The sequence below is a fragment of the Limisphaera sp. 4302-co genome, from assembly GCF_049537155.1.
Lineage (GTDB): Bacteria > Verrucomicrobiota > Verrucomicrobiia > Limisphaerales > Limisphaeraceae > Limisphaera.
Genome location: NZ_JBMVQZ010000004.1, coordinates 1 through 19783, shown reverse-complemented (window position 1 = coordinate 19783; position 19783 = coordinate 1). Strand labels below are relative to the sequence as shown.

Genomic DNA, 19783 nt, shown 5'->3' with positions numbered 1-19783 from the left:
CCGTGCCGTGGCGACCTCGACCACATTGATCCCCGCCATGGCACGGCAAACTTCGCGGTCAACCGCCGACCACATCCAGGCAGTCATCGCAGCCCTGCGTCGCACCTACCCCAACGCACACTGCGAACTGGAGCACTCCAACCCGTTGGAGCTGCTCATCGCCACCATCCTGTCGGCCCAGTGCACCGACAAACGGGTCAACGAGGTCACACGCACCCTCTTCCGAAAATACCGCACCGCCGGGGACTACGCCCGCGCACCGCTCTCCGAACTTCAAGAGGCCATCCGACCCACCGGTTTTTACCGCAACAAGGCGAAAAACATTCAGGCCTGTTGCCGCGCCTTGGTCGAACGGCACGGCGGCCAGGTGCCCCGCACCATGGAAGAACTCACGGCCCTGGACGGTGTCGGGCGCAAAACCGCAAACGTCGTCCTCGGCAACGCCTTCGGCATCAACGAAGGTATCGTCGTCGACACCCACGTCCGCCGCGTCGCACGCCGCCTCGGCCTCACCCGCCACACGGATCCCGACAAAATCGAGCAGGACCTCATCCAAAAGGTGCCGCGGGAACTGTGGACCCAGTTCAGTCACTGGCTCATCTGGCACGGCCGGCGCCGCTGTCTGGCACGCAAGCCGGATTGTGACCACTGCGAACTCCGCCACCTCTGTCCCTCCGCCGGAAAAGCCTCCGATTAACTCCCCACACCTCCCCGACCCTCCATGAGCCACGATCCGCAACCGTCGCAGCCGACCGTGCACGCGCCGGGTCGAGCCCTCCCCGAGGGGCGCGAATCTCCGGAGGTCCCCGCCGCCACCCACCCGGAGAGCCCGGACAACTTCTGGTGGGTCTGGGACTCCGGCCCTTGTCCACCCACCCACAACATGGCTTGGGATGAAGCCCTCCTGCATTTCGTGGCCCGGGAGGACTCCCGACCGGTGCTGCGCCTCTACGGATGGACCGTCCCGGCCGCGTCCTTCGGCTACTTCCAACGCTACCAGACCGTGGCCGCCGCCACCTCGCTGCGGCCCTTGGTGCGCCGGCCCACCGGCGGCGGCCTCGTACCCCACGCCTCCGATTGGACCTACGCTCTCGCCCTTCCGGCCGGGCATCCTTGGCATCGGCTCCGCGCCGAAGAGAGTTACATTCGACTCCACACCTGGCTCCAAACGGCCTTCCGCGATATCGGCATCCCCACCGAACTGGCCCCGGAAGCCCGCAGGCCCCGGCCCGGCTGTTGTTTCGAGGGGCACGAACGGCACGACCTGCTCTGGAACGGGCGCAAAATCGCCGGCGCCGCCCAACGCCGGACCCGAACCGGCCTGCTGATCCAGGGTTCCATCCAACCCCCGGCCGCCGGTTGGGACCGTGCTACCTTCCATCAGGCCCTCCTCCACGCCGCACAACTCCTCTGGGGCGTCCGGTGGAAGGCCTTCGAACCACCCGACGATCTGATCCGCCACCACGGCGAATTGCTCCGAACCCGTTACGACCAGCCGGCATACCATCGCCGCCGCTGAGCACGGCAAGCAACCCACTCGTCTCCCATGCCCGCGCCACCCCCGCAGGGGTTGGCCTTGAAGAAGCCCCTCTGGCATCCTGACCCGGCCGTGACCGTGCTCGAAGCCATCCAACGCAGTACCGAGTTCCTCGCCCGCAAGGGCGTGGAATCACCCCGCCTTCAGGCGGAACTCTTGCTGGCGCACGTCCTTCAACTCCCACGTCTCAAGCTCTATCTCCAGTTCGACCGCGTCCTCACGCCGGCCGAGACCGATCAACTGCGTGAGGCGGTCCGTCGCCGGGGCCGGCGCGAGCCAATCCAGTACATCACCGGCTGCGCCGCCTTCTGCGGCCGTGACCTGCGCGTCACACCGCACGTCCTCATCCCCCGCCCCGAAACCGAGCAACTGGCCGAGCTGGGCTGGACCCGTCTGGTCGCGATGCCTCCGCCCCGACTCGCCCTCGACGTGGGCACCGGTAGCGGTTGCCTCGCCATCGCGCTGGTCGAACACTGCCCGGACACACGCTGCCTCGCACTGGACGCCTCGCCGGAAGCCCTCCAGGTCGCCCGCGAAAACGTGACCGCCGCAGGCCTGACCGACCGCATCGAACTGCTGCTCAGCCACAAACTGGAGGCCGTGCCGCCCCAGCCCCGGTTCGACCTCATCATCAGCAACCCACCTTACATCCCCAGCGCTGAAATCCCCGCCCTGCAACCCGAGGTTCGCGATCACGAGCCGCGCCTCGCACTCGACGGCGGGCCCGACGGACTCGACGCGTTTCGCTGGCTGGCTCCCGAGGCCCGCTCGCGTGTCCGACCCTCCGGGTTGTTGCTCGTCGAATGCGGAGACGGACAGGCCGACGCCGTCGCGGCGCTCCTCCGACAACACAACTGGATTGTGACCGGAATCCACCCCGATTACACTCAGCGTCCCCGATTCGTAGAGGCGCGGCCCGGGTGAGGCCGCCCCGGAAAACCTCGGGGCCAACCCAAACCCGGTGGTGGAAACATGGACAGCCTGATCATCAAAGGCGGCGTGCCCCTTCACGGCGAAGTGACCATCAGCGGCGCCAAAAACGCCGTCCTCCCCATCATGGCCGCCGCACTGCTCACGTCCGAACCATGCGTCATCCGGCGTGTGCCGCAGCTGACGGACGTCAAATTCATGGCCCAGATCCTGACCTGGCTCGGTGCCAGCGTCTCCTTTCAAGGAGACGAACTCCGCATCGAGGCCCGCAAGATCAAGGGCATCGGCGATTACGATCTCGTTCGCAAAATGCGGGCCTCCATCTGCATCATGGGACCGCTGCTGGCCCGGTTGAAAAGCGCCACGGTGTCCCTCCCCGGCGGTTGTGTCATTGGCGCGCGCCCCATCAACCTTCACTTGAAAGGCTTCGAAGCACTCGGTGCACGCGTCACCATTGACGGCGGCTATGTCCACGCCCGGGCACGCAAACTGGTGGGCACCGAGATCTTCCTCGGCGGCCGGGCCGGCTCCACCGTGCTCGGCACCGCCAATGTCATGATGGCCGCCACCCTGGCCGAGGGAACCACCATCATCCAGAGCGCCGCCTGTGAACCCGAGATCGTGGACCTGGCCAACTTCCTCAACGCCATGGGGGCAAAAATCATCGGCGCCGGCAGCCCCACCCTCATCATCCAGGGAGTCCGGGAACTGCACGGGGCGGAACACGAGGTCATCCCCGACCGCATCGAAACGGCCACCTACGCCATCGCCGCCGCCGCAACCAACGGTGAGATCACCATCCGCGGATCCAATCCCGGGCACCTCACCGCGGTCCTGGACAAGCTGCAGGAAGCCGGCGTCAAAATCGAACGGCGCGGCCCCGACCTCATCGTGCGCCGCGGGCGCCGGCTCAAGCCGGTCGACGTCACCACACTGCCCTACGCCGGATTCCCCACCGATGCCCAGGCCCAGATGATGGCCCTCCTGACCCTCGCCCCCGGTATCAGCATCATCACCGAGCGCATCTTCGAGTCCCGCTTCATGCACGTCAGCGAACTGGCCCGGCTGGGCGCCGACATCGAGCTCGAAGGCCCCAGCGCCATCGTCAAGGGCGGCCGCCCCCTCAGCGGCGCACCCGTCATGGCCAGCGACCTGCGCGCGTCCGCCGCCCTGGTCATCGCCGGACTCGCCGCCAAGGGCACCACCCGCGTCCTGCGCGTCTACCACATTGACCGCGGCTACGAAAACATTGACGGCAAACTCCGCGCCCTGGGTGCCCGGATTGAACGCGTCTCCGAAGGTTGACCCCCACAGTGTCAGACGGCTGCCTCCCCAAACCACGCACCCGCATGGCGGGATTTACGCACGCGCCCTCCTGCGCTAATCTGGAGCTGCCAAGGGCCCCGGGTGCCCCCATAGCTCAAATGGATAGAGCAGCGGTTTCCTAAACCGCGGATCCCTGTTCGATTCAGGGTGGGGGTACCAAACTTTTTTCGGCCAGAAAACCACGCCCGACCAACTCCAACCTCCCCGCCCGGCGAGACCTGCACAAGAACCCACCCAACCCAGGGTGCAAACGGCCGGGCGATCGGGTCCGTGCCCATCAATCCTCCGGCAACGGCCGGCCCTTCGTCTCCGGAGCCCAGATCAATGCCACGATCCCGATCAGATAAACCGAGCACATCATCACCGCCGCCATCCGGAACGGCTCGGCCACCCCCCGCTCGCTCAACGCGACGCTCAACTGCCCCAGCAACATCGGCGCCGGAGCCGCCAGATAACGCACCGTGTTGTAACAAAAGCCCACCCCGGTCCCGCGCAGCCGGGTCGGAAAGATCTCGGGGAAATAAATCGAATACCCTGCAAACACCGCCAGTTGCGCAAACCCCATCATGGGCAGCATCCAGTAGGCGTCCGTGGCCGTGCGCAGGTTCAGAAACACGAATGCCGTCGTGACCAGGCACAAGACGAACGCCAACAGAAAAGCCAGCCGCCGGCTCAACCAGGCCGCCACCACCGTGAAAGCCGTCATCCCTGCAAAGGCCCCCAGATCCTGAAAGAACGTTCCCCAACCCCGCACCGTGTCCACCGTGGACTGCGGTGCGCCCTTCAGCGCCGTGGAGATCAGTTCGGGAGAGAAAAACCCGATCCCCCACAATCCCACCATGCCGGACACGCCCAGCAGCAGCCCCACCAGCGCATGCTTGCGCCACCGCGGATGCGCAAACAAATCCCGGATGGACCCCACCTTGTGCTGCTGCGCACCGCTGCGGGCCAGCTCGCGCGCACGCTTCCACGGTTCGGGCTCCCGCAGCACCAGCAACATGGGCGCCGCCAGCAGGGACGGCAGAATCCCAACGAAAAACAACACCCTCCACCCGCTCCAGTCCCCCCAGAAGTTCTCCGCCCCGGGCTGCACCCAGAGACTCACCAGCGAACCCATCATGTTGCCCACGGCAGAAAGGGCCTGCAGCGCCCCCAACGCCACCGCGCGCACCCGCCCTGGCACACTCTCGGCCACCAACGTCGTCGCGGCACCGAACATCCCGCCCACGCCCAACCCCACCAGAAACCGGTAGATCGTGAAATCCACCCAGCTCTGTGCCAGACCGCACAGGCCGGTGAATCCCGAATAAACCAACAGGGTCGTCACCATCGTCTTCACCCGACCCCACTTGTCACTGAGCATGCCGAACAAGATCCCGCCGGTGGCCCAGCCGAGGATCATCGAAGTGGTGGCGTAACCGATGTACTTCTTGATCACCTCCGAAGCCGTTTCCGTGCCCAACAGCTCCCGCAACGCCGATTCCCGCGCCAGGACGAACAGCCGCTGATCCATGCAGTCGAACAACCAGCCGGCCGAAGCGATCAACACCACCACCCAATGATACCAGGTCACGCGTTCTTCGACGCCGACCTTCCCGTCTGTGGCGAGCTGTCCGGAAACCTGCATGGCCGGCATCGTCAAAAACCGCACCTCAACGTGTCAAGCGAGACCGGCACAGCACCAGCACAGCTCCCCGCAGGACAAAATCCGTGCACAACCCGACGACTCATCCCCCGCCCCTTGCCATCCCTTTGGATGGCCGCGACCCTCACCAGTCGTTCTGCCACCTGCATATCCCCACCAGTCGCCCACAAGCCGAACCACCACGCGCCCGGAGAAACGACCGGGCCACTTTTCCATCGCAAACTTGTGCGCTTCCGTTTGCTCCCATGCTCCGAGGATGCCCCTATCACCGCCGGCGCCCCGCCGCGGCCCGTGGGCCGGCGTCCCCATCGGCTTCTTGCCTTGTGGCGTTTCCTCTCTCTACCGTGCCGCCCCGTGGCCGAGACCCGACAGGAAACACAACAAACCGATCCCGACCCGGTCCCGCTCTGCGTGGATCTCGACGGCACGTTGATCCGGTCCGATCTCCTCTGGGAGGGACTCGTCCGCTACTGGAAACAACATCCCCTCCATCTGATCCAGTCCCTGCTCTGGTGGCTCCGCGGCCGTGCCTTTCTGAAGGCCCAACTGGCGCGACGGATCCATGTGCCCGTGGACCGCCTCCCGTGGATCGGGAGTTTTCTCGACCATCTCCGGCAACAGCACCGCGCCGGGCGCTCACTCTACCTCGTCACCGCCTCCGACCGTCGCGCCGCCCAGCCCGTGGCGGATCATCTCGGGCTGTTCCGCGAAACCCTCGCCAGCGACGGCCAAACGAACCTCCGAAGCCGCGCCAAGGCCCGCGCCCTCGTGGACCGCTTCGGCGAACGGGGCTTCGATTACGCAGGCAATTCGCGGGCAGACCTGCCGGTCTGGCGACATGCGCGCCACGCCATCGTGGTCAACGCACCGCGCGCGCTGCTGCGCCAGGCAGCCCGGCTCGCCCCCGTCGCCCACACCTTCGAGGTCCCACCCCGCCGCGCCCGGGCCCTCCTGACCGCCCTACGACCGGCCTCGTGGTCCCGAAACCTGCTCGTCTTTCTCCCGATCCTCTTTGCCCCTCAACCGACCCGAGCCCTTCTCCAGCCGGACCTTCTCGTGACACTCCTCGCATTCTGCCTGTGCTCAGCCGCCACCTGCCTCTGGGACGATCTCATGGACCTGGACGCCGACCGCGAACGCCACGACACTTCGAAAAGGCCGGTGGCCTCGGGGGCGCTTCCCCTTTCCTGGGCCGCAGCCGGGACGGGTGTCGGCCTGGTTGCGGGGCTAGCCCTGGCCGCCCGGGCCGGAGACACGGCCCTGCCGGCCTGCGCGGCCTGCTCGGCCCTGGCACTCCTCGTCGCTTGGACCGCACCTTCACACGGTCCCTGGCGCCTGGGCCTGGAGACCGTGCTCCTGATGCTTCGTCCCCTGGCCGGCCATACAACCGCCGGTATTCCCTGGACCTGCACGGCGGCCCTTGCCGAGCTCGGGCTCTGCCTGCTGGTGGCGGGCTGGGCATTCGTGCGTCGAACAGAAGGTTGAGCCGGTTCACGACACACCGGTTCGAAACCAACACGCAACCGCCCTCGGAACGAACCCGCCGGCCATCCGGCGGAGCTCAGCAAAGCCGGCCGCGCAACCCGGCGGCCTCAAGCCCAGTACGTGGGATCAAGGTTCGGAAACAGATTGTCCCGTTGCTCCACCTGCTCCAGCCACAGCGGGTCCACCCGCCCGTGCAGGAGCTGGTCGTACAGGGTGTTGAACCGCAGCAGATGATCCTTGATCCGCTGCCGGGCGTAACCCGGGCTCGTTCCCGTGCGCAGGATGAAGGGCCAGTCGCTGGCCTGTGCCAGCAGCAGCTCCCGACCGGCCTGCTGCAGCGCACGTTTCACCAGCGTGTGGGGACGGCGGTGCTTTTTGACCAGTTGGGTCATGCGGTTCTGGGCCACGCGCAGGTGCGGCCAGATCCAGGCATTGCTTTCGTTGACCCAGACCTGCCAATAGCCGGCTTCCCCCCAACTGGAGGGCATCGGTCGCGCCACCTGATGCGTCGCATGGCGCTGCAGGTACTCCCACGGTGTGATGAAACTCAACGTTCGCTGCTGGGCCATCAGCCGCACCAGGGCGTCCAGGAACTCCGGTCCCTCGTACCACCAATGACCAAACAGCTCGGCATCGTAGGGGGCCACCAGAATGGGCGGCACGGGCGTGACACCCTGCAGCCGCCGGACCTGCTCGATCCGTGCATGGAGGAAATGCGCCGCGTGCTCGCCGGCACGACGCACCGCCAGGGCACGATCGTAGGGACGTTTGTCCGTCCCGGGTCCGGTGATGCTGTAATACTTGATCCCGGTAAAGGTCCGCTGATCCGGCGACGGCAGGTACGGCCGGAGATAGTCCAGGTCCAGATCGAACCCGATGTCGCGATAGAAATCGCGGTACACGGGGTCGCCCGGATAGCCTTCGTCCCGACTCCACACCTGGCGCGACGATTCCGGGTCGCGACCGAACACGGCGATGCCCTCGGGCGTGTACACCGGGGCAAACACACCGTATCGCGGGGCCGGCCGGGCACCCAACAACCCGTGCGTGTCCACGATGAACCAGCGGAAGTCCGCCTCCTGCAACGGCGCTTCCACCCCCTCGCCATACGCGCATTCGGGCAACCAGAACCCCCGGCACTGCCGGCCGAACACACACTGGTAGTGATCCCGCGCCACCAGCACCTGTGCCCGCACCGAGGGCGCATGTTGCAGAAGGGGCAGCACGGCGTGCGTGGCCGCGCAGGTGATGATCTCCAGATGCCCGCTTTCCTGATACCGGGCAAGGGCACCAACCAGATCCCGTTGCACCCCCAGCCAGAGTTCACGCAGCTCCCGCAGGCGCTGGTAATAAAAGCCGGCCAGCTCGTGCAGGGCGCGATCCCAGTACGTCCGCTGCAGTTCCAGGCCGGCCAGTTCGATCAGTCCGTCCAAATGCCGGGTGTACCGCGCCTGCAGGAGCGAATCCTGCAGCATGCTCACCAGCGTGGGTGAAAGGGACAGTGTCAGCCGCACCGGCAGGTTGTCACGGCGCCATCCCTCCAACCGCTGCAGCAGCGGCAGGTAACACTCCGTGATGGCTTCGAAAAGCCAGTTTTCCTCCAAAAACCGCTCGTGCTCCGGATGCCGCACGAAGGGCAGGTGCGCATGCAGTACAATGGCCAGATAACCTTCCATGCAAACTCAACCGTCCCGCGGACCGCGCCCGCCCACCCGGCGAAGCGCTGCCGCGTCATGATCCAACCTCCCGCTCACGGCCTCACTCATCCCAATGCCGTGTCAAGCGCCGGGCCCACGAGCCGCTGCCCACCAGCAACACCACGCCGAGGATCAGCACCAGCCCGCTCACCAGCCGCCGGTGCGGATCTCCCTCCCCGGAGCCCGTGCGCTGCTGCAGATAATCCAGGAAAAGGGCCAGCCCCGCCAGAAAGATCATCCCCAACGCCAGCAGGCGCAGCAGCGAGGCCAACAGCCGCCCATAGGGATTCACTTCGCACCCCCTCAATCGGAAAGTCTCCCCGGCCGCCGCAAGCGGCTCAGCGGCGCCCCGGCGGCGGCGGTTGCAAGGCCGGATCCGACGGCGCCTGTCGCACTTCGCCGGTGTAATCCGTCCGGCGGCTGAAATGCAGCACCGCCCTGCGGCTCTCCGAGCCGTCGGCCTTGGTCGCCACCGCCTCCAGCGCGTACCGACCGTCCGGCAAAACAAAGCGACAACTGAATGACCCGTCCGGACGCAACGCCACGGGCCGGCCGTCCAACGTCACCCGGGCATCCGGCTCGGTCGCACCGTACACGATCAATTCGGCGTGCACGTTGAACCAGAATCCACGGGCCGCGGCCGCACCCGGCCCCATCGGACTCGAAACCGCCGCACCCGCCTGCAGCATCCCCGACCAACCGATTCCACCGGGCGAGGTCGGCCAGCCTGCCTCGCCCCGGCGCGCCCATTCGGACACTTCGAACGAGCCCGCCACGGGCCTGCGAGCCTCCTCCGCTCGCACCCAGGATTCCATCACGGCCTGTTGCGCCGCACTCCAGGACGGCCCTGCCACGGCCAACGCAACCGGCAGGACCGGTTCACCCCGCCGTCGGGCCTCGGCCACCGCCCGCGCCACGGCCGGTTTTTCGTCAGTCAGACGGGCCACCACCTTCGCCTCCACCCGGGCCAGCGGCACCTCCGGAGGCACCGCCATGAACCGCACCGGTTCCGGCTCCGGCAGCGGCTCCGGCGGTGTAACCGCAGGTTCGCTCGCGCTCAGAGACACCCACGCACCGTCGCGTTTCCGATAGTAGCCGAGCTCGGCCACGTACGCCGCCCCGGCTTCCGCGACGTGCACGAACCACTGTCGGCCCTCCGGCGGCAGGGCCACTTCCACATGAGGCTGGCCGGACCGTGCCTGCCGGTAAATCCGCAGCGTCAGATGCCCCTCCCGCGCACGCTGGTTGTACCGGGCCAACTGGGTGCGCGTGAAATCCCAGTAAACGAAAAGCCCGTGGGGATCCCGGGGAAGCAGAAACAACTCCCTGGTCCCGTACGCCTCCGGCAGGTCCACCTCGCCCTCCCCACCGGGAACGGGCGGCGTCGCGGCAGACACCTCGTAACGCCGTCCCGGACCGCTCACCGCCGGTGGCGCCGGACGATCGCCCTCCAACAGAATCGGCGGGACCTCCACCGGCGCAACCCCGGCCGCACCGGCTGCAGCTGCCCCGGCCGACTCAGCCGCGCGGGCGCGCCGCACCGGCCGTTTGCGGGTCGGCTTGGCCTGGTCGCCGGTGGTCTCTCCGGTGGCCGGGGTCGGTTTCGCCGCGGCTTTGGCCGGCGTCGCCGCTTCCTTGGAAGCACCCTTGAGGGAGCGTTCTTCCCGGGTCGCCGTGGCTGCGGTCCGTCTGCTGACCCGTTTCGTCGCTTTCTTCTTCGGTTTCATGCGGTCTTCCTGCAACGCCACCGGTGCTCGCAGTGGCACTTTATGTCACCCCTGCGGAACTGCGCAACCGCAATTCCCGCAACCGACACGGCGCACCGCAACCACCCAGGCCCGAACGCGGCACCGGAGCGTTACCCGCGCCCATCGGAAGGCTCGAGGCCTTGGCGAGCCGGTTCCTCCGGGGATCCCGCGGGATCGGGCGCGCGGGAAGTCGCGCCTGCTACACCCTCCGCGGAGCCGGTCGCGGGAGCTCCCGCGACCGGGGGATCAGCCCCGGGTGCAGACCTTTCGGCCGGGGCGGTCTCTTGGGAATCGGCGGACGACACGCCCGGATCGGCGGATCGGGCCTCCGGGGCCGTCTCACGCGGAGCCGCTGACACGGCCGGTTGCCACCGGCGCAGTTCATCAGCCGCGGGCAGATCCTCCAGGCTGCGCAACCCGAAATACTCCAGGAACTGGTCCGTCGTCCCGTAGGTGACCGGGCGACCGATCGTCTCGGCGCGTCCCACCTCCTGGATGAGCCCGCGCTGCAGCAGCGTCTGCATCACGCCGTCCACGTTCACACCCCGGATTTCCTCGATTTCCGCCCGCGTCACCGGTTGCCGGTAGGCCACGATTGCCAGCGTTTCCAACGCAGCCTGCGACAGCCGCGGTGGCCGGGGTTTGGCACCCACAAGCACCCGGATCCAGGGAGCAAACTCCGGCCGGGAAACGAACTGCCAGGCCCCCGCCACGCAGACCAGTCGGTAACTGCGTCCGGCGCCCTCGATCCCGGCCGCCAGCGCGGCCAACTCCGCTTCCACGTCGGCCTCCCGGATCTTGCGCCAGGTGCGCGCCTCCTCCGATGCGTCCTCCGCCTCGGCCGCGCGAACCAACACCTCACGAATCTCTCGAGGGGAAAGCGGCTTCTGCGAGACGAACAACAGGGCTTCCAAAACAGAACGCAGTTCCATTGCTTGCCTCAGGACAAAGATTCGCCCGGGCCGTCCCGCTCGGCAGACCCGGCAACAACGGCAGAGCCCGTCTCCGCCGCCGCCCCGGCCACGGGCACGGCCGCCGGTTCCCGGCGGATCAACTCGATTTCGCCAAACTCTTCCGTTTGCACCGCCACAATCTGCTGGAGCCGGATCAGCTCCAGGAGCGCCAAAAACGTCGCCACCACCTCGGCCCGGTGTTGCATCGGGCCGAACAACGCGCCGAACGTCACCCGCGACCGTTCCGAAAGGACCCGGACGATGAGCTGCATCTGGCCGGCCACCGTCCAGCGATCGTCCACGATTTCCTCCGGCGGCTGCCGTTCCGCCAGGCGCTGCAACACCTGCTGCACCGCGGTCAACAGGTCGAACAACGACGCCCGCGGCCCCGCCTGCACCACCGGCTCCACCTCCCGCACCGGCGGGGGCTGATGCGGAAAAACCGCCTCCTGCTGCCGCTCCCGTTCCTGCAACTGCATCGCGGCGTCCTTGAACTTTTTGTACTCGACCAGTTGCCGGATCAGTTCCCAGCGCGGGTCGGGTCCCTCCTCCTCGCCCTCGTCCGGGGTCTGTTGATCGGCAGGCAACAATTCCCGGCTCTTGATGTAGAGCAAGGTGGCAGCCATCACAATGAATTCGCCCGCCACCTCCAGGTCCAGTTGCCGCATCAGTTCCAGGTATTCGAGGAATTGATCGGCCAACCGCGTGAGGTTGACCTCGTAAATGTCCACCTCCTCCCTCTTGATGAGATACAGAAGGAGGTCGAGCGGCCCCTCGAAAACCTCGAATGTGACCTTGTACTCCGCCATGAGACGATGGAACGGACCGTCCCGTCACCAGGGTCACCGCATCCTAGGTGCCCGAACGGCTCTTGGCAACCGCACTCTCCGAAGGTGCACCCCATGGCGGTCAACCCGCCACGATGCCCTGTCGGATGCCGGCGTCCGGCCCCCGCAGCCCGCCGCCCGCAGGGCACAGCCGGGTGAGCCACACCAGCGGATGGGTTCCGGGCCCTCCCCGCCCGGCCGCTCCCGAACCCAACTCCTCCCGCCCGGCGTATTCGGGCTGGTCAAGCGCGCGCCGTCCGTTTAATCTGCGCGCCCGAACATGCGCGACGCGGACGCTCAGCCCAACCGGGGATCGGACTGTTGTGCCACGGCCATGAACGAGACCGCACCTGCCAGCAGCCCTCCACCCGCGCACGCGGGCGACGAATTCGAACGCGAACCCGTTCCCCCGCACGCCCTCAAAGGTCCCACCGCCTTCTGGGGGATGTACGCGGGCGAACACACCGCCGGCACCGAATTCATGATCGGCCCGCTCTTCGTGGCCTGGGGCGTGAACGCCTTCGACCTGCTGGTGGGCCTGTTGGTGGGCAATCTCCTGGCCGTTTTGAGCTGGCGCTACATCACCGCGCCCATCGCCACGCGCTACCGGCTCACGCTCTACTACCAGCTCGAACGCATCTGCGGCCGGAAACTGGTCGTCCTCTACAACCTGGCCAACGGCATTCTCTTTTGTTTCCTCGCCGGAGCCATGATCACCGTCTCGGCCACGGCCGTGGGTGTGCCCTTCCCGCACATCCAGATGCCGACATTCCAGGACACCCTCCCCACCAACGCCGCCTGGTGCGTCACTGTGCTGGCCCTCGGGGCGCTCATGACCTTCGTGGCCATCCGCGGTTACGGCTTCGTCGCACGCGTCGGCCACCTGGCGGCGCCCTGGATGTTCCTGGTGTTCGTGGCCTGCGGCCTGGTCATGCTGGGCAAGCTGGGCACCTTCAACCTTGTGGAACTGCTCACGCCGGCCGACGGCCACGAAAGCCGGATCGGCTTCTGGGGCGTGGTGTTCTTCGCCTGGTTCTGCAACGCGGCCATGCACATCGGCATGTCCGACCTTTCGGTGCTGCGTTTCGCGCGCAAGCCTTCCTACGGCTGGGCCTCCGCGGCGGGGATGTTCCTCGGACATTACATCGCCTGGATCTGCGCGGCCCTTCTGCTGGTTTACTGGGTCAGGGAAAAGGGCGTGGACCCGAGCCAGGGCATGGCGCCCGGTCCCATGGTCTGGGACGCCGTCGGCTGGGCGGGTCTGATTTGCGTGATCATCGCCGGTTGGACCACCGCCAATCCCACCATCTACCGCGCCGGTCTGGCCTTTCAATCGCTCTACCCGCGCATGTCACGCGCCACCGGCACACTCATCGCGGGCACGATCTGTACACTGGCGGGCATGTTCCCCGCCGTGGCGATGAAACTGCTGGATTTCGTGGGTCTCTACGGCACCACCCTGGCCCCGGTGGGGGCCGTCATCCTGGCGGAGGTCTACCTGGCCCGGCGTTTCGGTCTGCCCCGGGAATGGGCCGCCGCCACCGGCAGGAGCTTCAACCTGGCCGTCCTGCTGGCCTGGGCCATCCCACTGGGATTGTTCTACTGGGCCTACCTGCATTGGGGCATCTTCCCATCCTACCTGACCTTGCCGGTCTACCTGTTGACCGGCGTTCTCTATCTCATCCTGGCCCGCGTCCTCCACGGACGCACGGCCGCCACAGCGAGGGGGTGAAGCCATGCAAACGGTGTTGCGAATCCTGGCATTCGGCGCGCTGGGTCTGACCGTGGTCCCGCCGTTCCTTTTCATGATCCAGCAACTCGGTGAATCCGCCATGAAAGGTTGGATGCTGGCGGGCACCTTCCTCTGGTTCGCCACCGCCCCGTGGGCCCTGCACGGCGGCGCCCGCTGACGCGGTGGCCAATCGGAATCACCCGCTCAACCCGGCAAAGGCACAAAAGGCAGGCATGAACGCGCAAGTCTATCTGGCGGTGGACCTGGGCGCCGAAAGCGGCCGGGTCATGGTCGGACGCTGGACCGGCAAACGCATGCTCATGGAGGAGGTCCATCGCTTTCCAAACGGACCCGTCTGGCTGGGCGAGAGCTTGCGATGGGACGTCCTCCGCCTGTGGCAGGAAATCCAGCACGGGCTCTCTCTGGCCGCACGCCAGCACGGCCGCCGGGTCGTCTCGGTGGGTGCCGACACTTGGGGCGTGGATTACGTCCTGCTCTCCCGAAAAGGGGAACTGCTCGGCCTGCCCTATGCCTACCGCGACAGCCGCACCCAGGGCGTCATGGAGCGCGTGTTCCACAAGATCCCCCGCGCCCAATTGTTCCGCCGCACCGGCCTCCAGTTCCTCCCCTTCAACACGCTGTTCCAGTTGATCGCCCATCAACAAGCACACCCCGAGGTGGTGGCCACGGCACACCGGCTCCTGTTCATGCCGGATTTCGTTCACTGGGCCCTCTGCGGCGCCGACCGGGTCGAATACACCATCGCCAGCACCTCCCAATGCCTGGACCCGAAACGCCGCACCTGGGCCGCCGCTCTCCTCAAGGAACTGGGTCTGCCCACCCAACTGCTTCCCAAAATCGTCCCGCCGGGAACCAAACTGGGACCGTTGCGCCCCGGTGTCGCCGCGCGCACGGGCTTGGATGGTGTCCAGGTCGTGGCACCGCCCGCCCACGACACGGCCTCCGCCGTGGCCGCCGTCCCCGCCGGAGACCGGGGCCAGCTGCCCTGGGCCTACATCAGCTCGGGCACGTGGTCCCTCATGGGCGTCGAGGTCCGGGAACCCGTCCTCTCCGAGCGCGCCCTCCGGTTCAACGTCACCAACGAGGGCGGCGTGGACGGCACCATCCGGCTCCTCAAGAACATCATGGGCCTGTGGCTGGTCCAGCAATGCCGCAGGGCGTTCGAAGCCCGCGGCCGCAGTTTCTCCTACCCGGAGCTGGTGCAGAAGGCAGCCGAGGCCGCGCCCCTGCGCTCCCTGGTCAACCCCGACGATCCCCGGTTCCTCAACCCGCCGGACATGCCGCGCGCGATCCAGGATTTCTGCCAGGAAACCGGTCAACCCGTCCCGCGCTCGGAGGGCGAACTGGTCCGTTGCGCCCTCGAAAGCCTGGCCCTGCGTTACCGCCAGGTCCTGGGTTGGCTCGAAGAACTGACGGGACACCGCATCGAGGTGGTCCACATCGTGGGCGGCGGCTCGCAAAACCGTCTGCTCAACCAGTTCACCGCCGACGCCTGCCAGCGGCCCGTCATCACCGGACCGGTGGAGGCCACCGCCATGGGGAATGCCCTCACCCAAATGCGTGCCCAGGGCGAACTGAAATCCCTCGACGAAATGCGCGAGGTCGTCCGCAAATCCGTCAACCTCGGCCGGTACGAACCCCGCAAACCCGAGCTCTGGGAGGAAGCCTTCGCCCGTTTCCAGACCCTCACCCAAAAGGCCGAAAGCCTGTGAACCCGTCCCGACCCACCGTCGCAGTCCTCCGGCCACACGCCCTTTGCCGTCCCCTTCGGCCGGGACTACCATGATGGCAGGGAAGCATCCGACGGAACAACCCGTGCAAACGGAGGAGAGCCGGTCATGATCGTACGACTCGCTTACGGCGAAGGCACCCTGCCGGTGGACCTGCCAGACGACCGCACCACGGTCATCGAACCGCGTCACCAGCCCGGCCTGCCGGACGAGCGCCAGGCCGTCTGGGACGCGCTCGACCATCCCATCGAGGCCCCGCCTCTGCGCCAATGGATCCGGTCGGGCATGCGACTCTGCATCCTGTTCACCGACATCACCCGCGCCACCCCCAATCACCGGCTCATCCCGTGGTTGCTGGAGTACCTCTCCTTCGTCCCGCCGGAGCAGATCACGCTGCTGAACCAGACCGGCACCCACCGCCCCAACACACGGGCCGAATTGGAACGCATGCTCACACCGGAGGTCGTCGCCCGTTACCGCGTCGTCAACCACGAGTGTGAAAACGAAGCCGACCTCGTCTACCTGGGTGATCTCCCCAATGGCACACCGCTCTGGATCAACCGCCACGCCGTCGAGGCCGACCTCCGCATCGTCACCGGCTTCATCGAACCCCATTTCTTCGCCGGCTTCAGCGGAGGCCCCAAGGGCATCATGCCGGGCGTGGCCGGCCTGCGCACCATCATGGGCAACCACGGCGCCCGCAACATCGGGCACCCCAACGCCACCTTCGGCATCCTGGACGGCAACCCGATCTGGGAGGAGATCCGCGATGCCGCCCTGCGTGTCGGACCCAGTTTCCTCCTCAACGTCACCCTCAACGAAAAACGCGAGATCACCGGTGTGTTCGCCGGCGACCTCATCCGCGCGCACCGCGTCGGATGCGACTTCGTCAAGTCCTCCGCCATGTACCGGTGCACCGAGCCCTTCGACGTGGTCGTCACCACCAACAGCGGCTATCCACTCGACCTCAACCTCTACCAGGGCGTCAAAGGAATGAGCGCCGGCGCGCGGATCCTCAAACCGGGCGGCACCCTCATCCTCGCAGCCGAATGCCGGGAAGGCGTACCCTCGGGCAGCCCCTTGGACCGGCTGCTCCGCCGCGTCCGCCGTCCGGAAGAAATCCTCCAGCTCCTCGCCACGCCGGGCTTTGAACAACCCGAACAATGGCAGGCTCAGATCCAGGCCCTGGTCCAGCAGCGGGGACGCGTCCTGTTGTACAGCTCACTGCCCGACGATATCGTCCGCGCAGCCCATCTGGAACCCTGCCACGACATCGCCGCCGCCGTGCGCGAAGCGCTCCGCCAGGCCCCCGCAGGGGCCCGGGTGGCCGCACTCCCGCAGGGCCCGCTCAGTATTCCCTACATCGAGGCCACAAATTGAACCGCCGCCCTCCGCACGGCCCTGCCCCACACCCGGCCGCTTCGCTCCGGCAAAGAAGGCACTCCCGGCCCGCCCGGCCGCTCACCACTGCGGCTGCCGCCGCCACCACGCCCCCCTGCGGCCGCTTGCGCAGAAACGGCACCCGCCCCGCGGGCCCACCGCGCTCCTTACACCCGCGAGGGCACCACGTACGGCTCCCGATACTCCCGCGTCAGCATCGCATCCGCCTCTCGATCGCCCACGAACGTCTCCCGATCCGGCCGGATCCGCAGCAGGCGGCCCAGGATCAGAGGCGTCATCCGAAAGTCCACCTCGTTGGCACGCAGGTGTTCCATCATCCGACCGAACATCTCCTCCATCTCCGGCTGTTCGCGCAGCCGTTCGGCAATCCCGTGCGGCGAGGCGAACGTACCCAGCCGGTACGAGATGTTCGCCGTGTGACACAGCGCGGCGGAGACATGCCCCTCGTATGCGTCCGAGTGCAACCGTTCAGGCCTGCGCGACCGCACCGCCTCGATGAAGTTCGCGTAGTGGTTGCCTCCGCCGTCGAACACCCGCATCTCCTTGCCGTCCCGATCGTAAACGATGGCGCGCGTGTAGCTGGGGATCACCACGGTGCCACCCTCGCAGTCCACCACCACGCCGATGCTGGCCCCGCGGTAGTTGTCCATCCGGTTCGATCCCTTCTTCTCCGGCAGCCCGCGCACCTCGAACAGCAACGGCGCCGGTTTGTAATCATGGAACACGATCAGCGTGTTCGGCGTCTCCCCGTCATCAATGTAACCCAGGCGCCCGCCCACCGCCCACACGGCCGGGGAAAGCTTCTGCTCGCCCAGGATCCATCGCGCGATGTCCACCTGGTGCACCCCCTGGTTCCCCAGATCGCCGTTGCCAGTGTCCCAGACCCAGTGCCAGTCATAATGCAACTGTGCGCGCCGCAGTGGCTTCAACGGCGCCGGTCCCAGCCAGAGATCATAATCCACGGTGGCGGGAATGGGTTGCGGACCGAACGTGCGGCCGATGCTGTCCCGCCGCTTGTAACAAAGTCCCCGCACACGCAGGATCCGGCCCAGATTGCCCTCCCGGATCCACGCCACGGCCTCCCGCAGCCCCTCAGAGGAACGGCACTGCGTCCCCACCTGCACGATGGCACCGTATTTCTGCGCCGCTCTCACCAGTTGACGCCCCTCGAACACGTTGTGCGAAACCGGCTTCTCCACATACACATCCTTGCCCGCCTGCACCGCCCAAATGGAACCCAGCACGTGCCAGTGGTTCGGCGTGGCGATGCTCACCACGTCCACCTGCGACTTCTCCAGCAGCTCGCGAATGTCCGTGTACGCCTCCACCTTCTCCCCACGGTCGGCAAACCGCCGCACCTCGCGCTCCAGGATGGCACGATCCGCGTCGCACAGGGCCGTCACCCGAACGTTGGGCAGTTCGTGGAAGTTCCGAATGTGATCGCGGCCGCGCCCGCCGAATCCCACCACCGCCACCCGGATCGTTTCGTTGGCCCCCAACACCCGGGCCCCCGGCCGCGGCCGTGGTGCCAATGTTCGACATCCCGTGCCTGCCGCCAAAGCTGCCGTGGCCAGCACCGACTGTTTCAGGAAGTTCCGTCGATTGATCATGACCTTCGTTCTCGGCTGTGGGTTTTACCGGTTCTCAGGAGTTCCGGCCCGCGCACCGTCCCGGCTGCCGATCCAGGCGGTGTAACGCTCGGCCACGCGGGCCTGTTCCGCATCGCCTTCATGCAGGTAGAGCCGGTAACGGAACGTGCGTCGATCGCCGGCCCGCAACACCCAGTTGCCGGCCGTGGCATCCTGCAACCGCTCGAAATCGTGTCGCCCAAATGGGTTGGCGGCAAACAAACCGTAGTCCCGCACGTGCCACCACGTCGGATGCCTCGGATTCGCGGGATGATCGAAAACCGCAATCCCCATCCACCGGTTCCCCACCGGCCCCGAATAATCACACCAGGCAGCCCGTTTCCCCCAGGCTTCCACGTCCCGATGCCCCTCGCTGGTCACAATGCGACCCGCCGGCCGGCCGGCCGCGGTCCGGTTCGGCCGCACCCGCATGCTCTCCGCCACCCGGACGGCCAGCGTCCCCTCCTTCGTATCCCCGAAAACGACCTCTCCATGCGTGGCCATCAGCGTGACCTCGAAATCCACGAACCGGGTCCCGTCCGACCCCGCCACGAACCGCAACAGCCGCTCATCGCTGCAAACCACCCGGCCGTCCGGCGCCACCCACCGGTTGCGCGTGCGCAACCATCCCTCACCGCGGCCCGACCGCACCTCCAAAACCGCATCCTGCGCGATTCGACCCCGACCCGGTCCCTCGGTCCAAAAATCCACCCCGTTCACACTCCCGTGCGCATACCAGAAACCCCGATGATGCGGATGATCGTGATCCTCGCCCACCGTGTCCTGCATCGGCCACAGCCGCGTGAGGATCACCCCGCCCGGACCGCGCAACGGATGACAGTACGGCTTGGGAACGTCCCGATGGAAATACTCCGTGAACACCTGACCGCCCAGAAGCACCCGGACGCGATCCTCCAACGGCTGCATCTCCACAGCCGCTGCATCCCCGCCGCCCGCACCCGTCGCCGGTCCCGCACAGCCCGGCCCCAACAAAACCCACACACCCAGCAACAGCATCCCGGGCATCCGACCACCACTCCTGGCAGGGATCTTGTGCATGACTCCAAAAAACGCCGGTCCCCACGCCGGGCGCAAGCCGGAATCACTCCTCCGGCACCAACAG

17 protein-coding genes and 1 tRNA gene are annotated in these 19783 nt (G+C 66.9%); 10 read left to right on the top strand and 8 right to left on the bottom strand.

All coding sequences use genetic code 11. The features are described from left to right. Positions 1–37 precede the first annotated feature (37 nt). The 5 genes from nth to ACPDIX_RS05505 all read left to right on the top strand — a co-directional run bounded on the left by nth (position 38) and on the right by ACPDIX_RS05505 (position 3952). On the top strand, positions 38–697 hold the full coding sequence (gene nth, locus ACPDIX_RS05525; RefSeq protein WP_423430782.1) for an endonuclease III: 660 nt from the start codon (positions 38–40) through the stop codon (positions 695–697). 24 nt (positions 698–721) lie between these two features. After that, complete coding sequence (locus ACPDIX_RS05520; protein WP_423430781.1) at positions 722–1519, top strand: lipoate--protein ligase family protein; 798 nt, start codon at positions 722–724, stop codon at positions 1517–1519. A 27-nt stretch (positions 1520–1546) separates the two neighbouring features. Then, the gene (gene prmC, locus ACPDIX_RS05515; RefSeq protein WP_423430780.1) at positions 1547–2461 is read left to right on the top strand and encodes a peptide chain release factor N(5)-glutamine methyltransferase; all 915 of its coding nucleotides are present in this window, start codon (positions 1547–1549) and stop codon (positions 2459–2461) included. A gap of 48 nt (positions 2462–2509) precedes the next feature. Next, on the top strand, positions 2510–3772 hold the full coding sequence (gene murA, locus ACPDIX_RS05510; protein ID WP_423430779.1) for a UDP-N-acetylglucosamine 1-carboxyvinyltransferase: 1263 nt from the start codon (positions 2510–2512) through the stop codon (positions 3770–3772). Between the two features lie 104 nt (positions 3773–3876). Beyond that, positions 3877–3952, top strand: a tRNA-Arg gene (locus tag ACPDIX_RS05505). A gap of 118 nt (positions 3953–4070) precedes the next feature. Here ACPDIX_RS05505 and ACPDIX_RS05500 read toward each other — a convergent pair. Continuing rightward, positions 4071–5420: an MFS transporter gene (locus tag ACPDIX_RS05500; protein WP_423430778.1), complete on the bottom strand. Its 1350-nt coding sequence runs from the start codon at positions 5418–5420 to the stop codon at positions 4071–4073. Between the two features lie 372 nt (positions 5421–5792). On the opposite strand from ACPDIX_RS05500, the gene ACPDIX_RS05495 reads away from it, so the two are divergent. Beyond that, positions 5793–6923 carry a haloacid dehalogenase-like hydrolase gene (locus tag ACPDIX_RS05495; protein ID WP_423430777.1) on the top strand — a complete coding sequence of 377 codons (1131 nt, stop codon included), beginning with the start codon at positions 5793–5795 and terminating at the stop codon, positions 6921–6923. Positions 6924–7030: 107 nt separating this feature from the next. Here the strand turns inward: ACPDIX_RS05495 and ACPDIX_RS05490 are convergent, their stop codons facing one another. The 5 genes from ACPDIX_RS05490 to ACPDIX_RS05470 form a co-directional block, all read right to left on the bottom strand. After that, a complete protein-coding gene (locus ACPDIX_RS05490) occupies positions 7031–8599 on the bottom strand; it encodes a glycoside hydrolase family 57 protein (RefSeq protein WP_423430776.1) in 1569 nt (522 codons plus the stop codon). 82 nt (positions 8600–8681) lie between these two features. Next, a complete protein-coding gene (locus tag ACPDIX_RS05485; RefSeq protein WP_423430775.1) occupies positions 8682–8912 on the bottom strand; it encodes a hypothetical protein in 231 nt (76 codons plus the stop codon). Between the two features lie 46 nt (positions 8913–8958). After that, positions 8959–10347, bottom strand: a complete 1389-nt coding sequence (locus ACPDIX_RS05480) for a DUF4912 domain-containing protein (protein ID WP_423430774.1) — start codon at positions 10345–10347, stop codon at positions 8959–8961. Between the two features lie 131 nt (positions 10348–10478). After that, a complete protein-coding gene (gene scpB, locus ACPDIX_RS05475) occupies positions 10479–11300 on the bottom strand; it encodes an SMC-Scp complex subunit ScpB (RefSeq protein ID WP_423430773.1) in 822 nt (273 codons plus the stop codon). A gap of 8 nt (positions 11301–11308) precedes the next feature. Further along, complete coding sequence (locus tag ACPDIX_RS05470; protein ID WP_423430772.1) at positions 11309–12130, bottom strand: segregation and condensation protein A; 822 nt, start codon at positions 12128–12130, stop codon at positions 11309–11311. 352 nt (positions 12131–12482) lie between these two features. On the opposite strand from ACPDIX_RS05470, the gene ACPDIX_RS05465 reads away from it, so the two are divergent. From ACPDIX_RS05465 to larA, 4 genes are all read left to right on the top strand, one after another. Beyond that, positions 12483–13880: a purine-cytosine permease family protein gene (locus ACPDIX_RS05465; RefSeq protein ID WP_423430771.1), complete on the top strand. Its 1398-nt coding sequence runs from the start codon at positions 12483–12485 to the stop codon at positions 13878–13880. Positions 13881–13884: 4 nt separating this feature from the next. Further along, positions 13885–14058 carry a hypothetical protein gene (locus ACPDIX_RS05460; RefSeq protein ID WP_423430770.1) on the top strand — a complete coding sequence of 58 codons (174 nt, stop codon included), beginning with the start codon at positions 13885–13887 and terminating at the stop codon, positions 14056–14058. A 55-nt stretch (positions 14059–14113) separates the two neighbouring features. Then, positions 14114–15613, top strand: coding sequence for a rhamnulokinase (locus ACPDIX_RS05455; RefSeq protein WP_423430769.1), 1500 nt, complete (start codon positions 14114–14116; stop codon positions 15611–15613). Positions 15614–15739: 126 nt separating this feature from the next. After that, the gene (larA, locus tag ACPDIX_RS05450; RefSeq protein ID WP_423430768.1) at positions 15740–17011 is read left to right on the top strand and encodes a nickel-dependent lactate racemase; all 1272 of its coding nucleotides are present in this window, start codon (positions 15740–15742) and stop codon (positions 17009–17011) included. Between the two features lie 167 nt (positions 17012–17178). On the opposite strand, the gene ACPDIX_RS05445 is transcribed toward larA, so the two are convergent. Beyond that, the gene (locus tag ACPDIX_RS05445; protein ID WP_423430767.1) at positions 17179–18642 is read right to left on the bottom strand and encodes a Gfo/Idh/MocA family protein; all 1464 of its coding nucleotides are present in this window, start codon (positions 18640–18642) and stop codon (positions 17179–17181) included. A gap of 24 nt (positions 18643–18666) precedes the next feature. Beyond that, positions 18667–19719, bottom strand: a complete 1053-nt coding sequence (locus ACPDIX_RS05440) for a PmoA family protein (protein WP_423430766.1) — start codon at positions 19717–19719, stop codon at positions 18667–18669. Positions 19720–19783 lie beyond the last annotated feature (64 nt).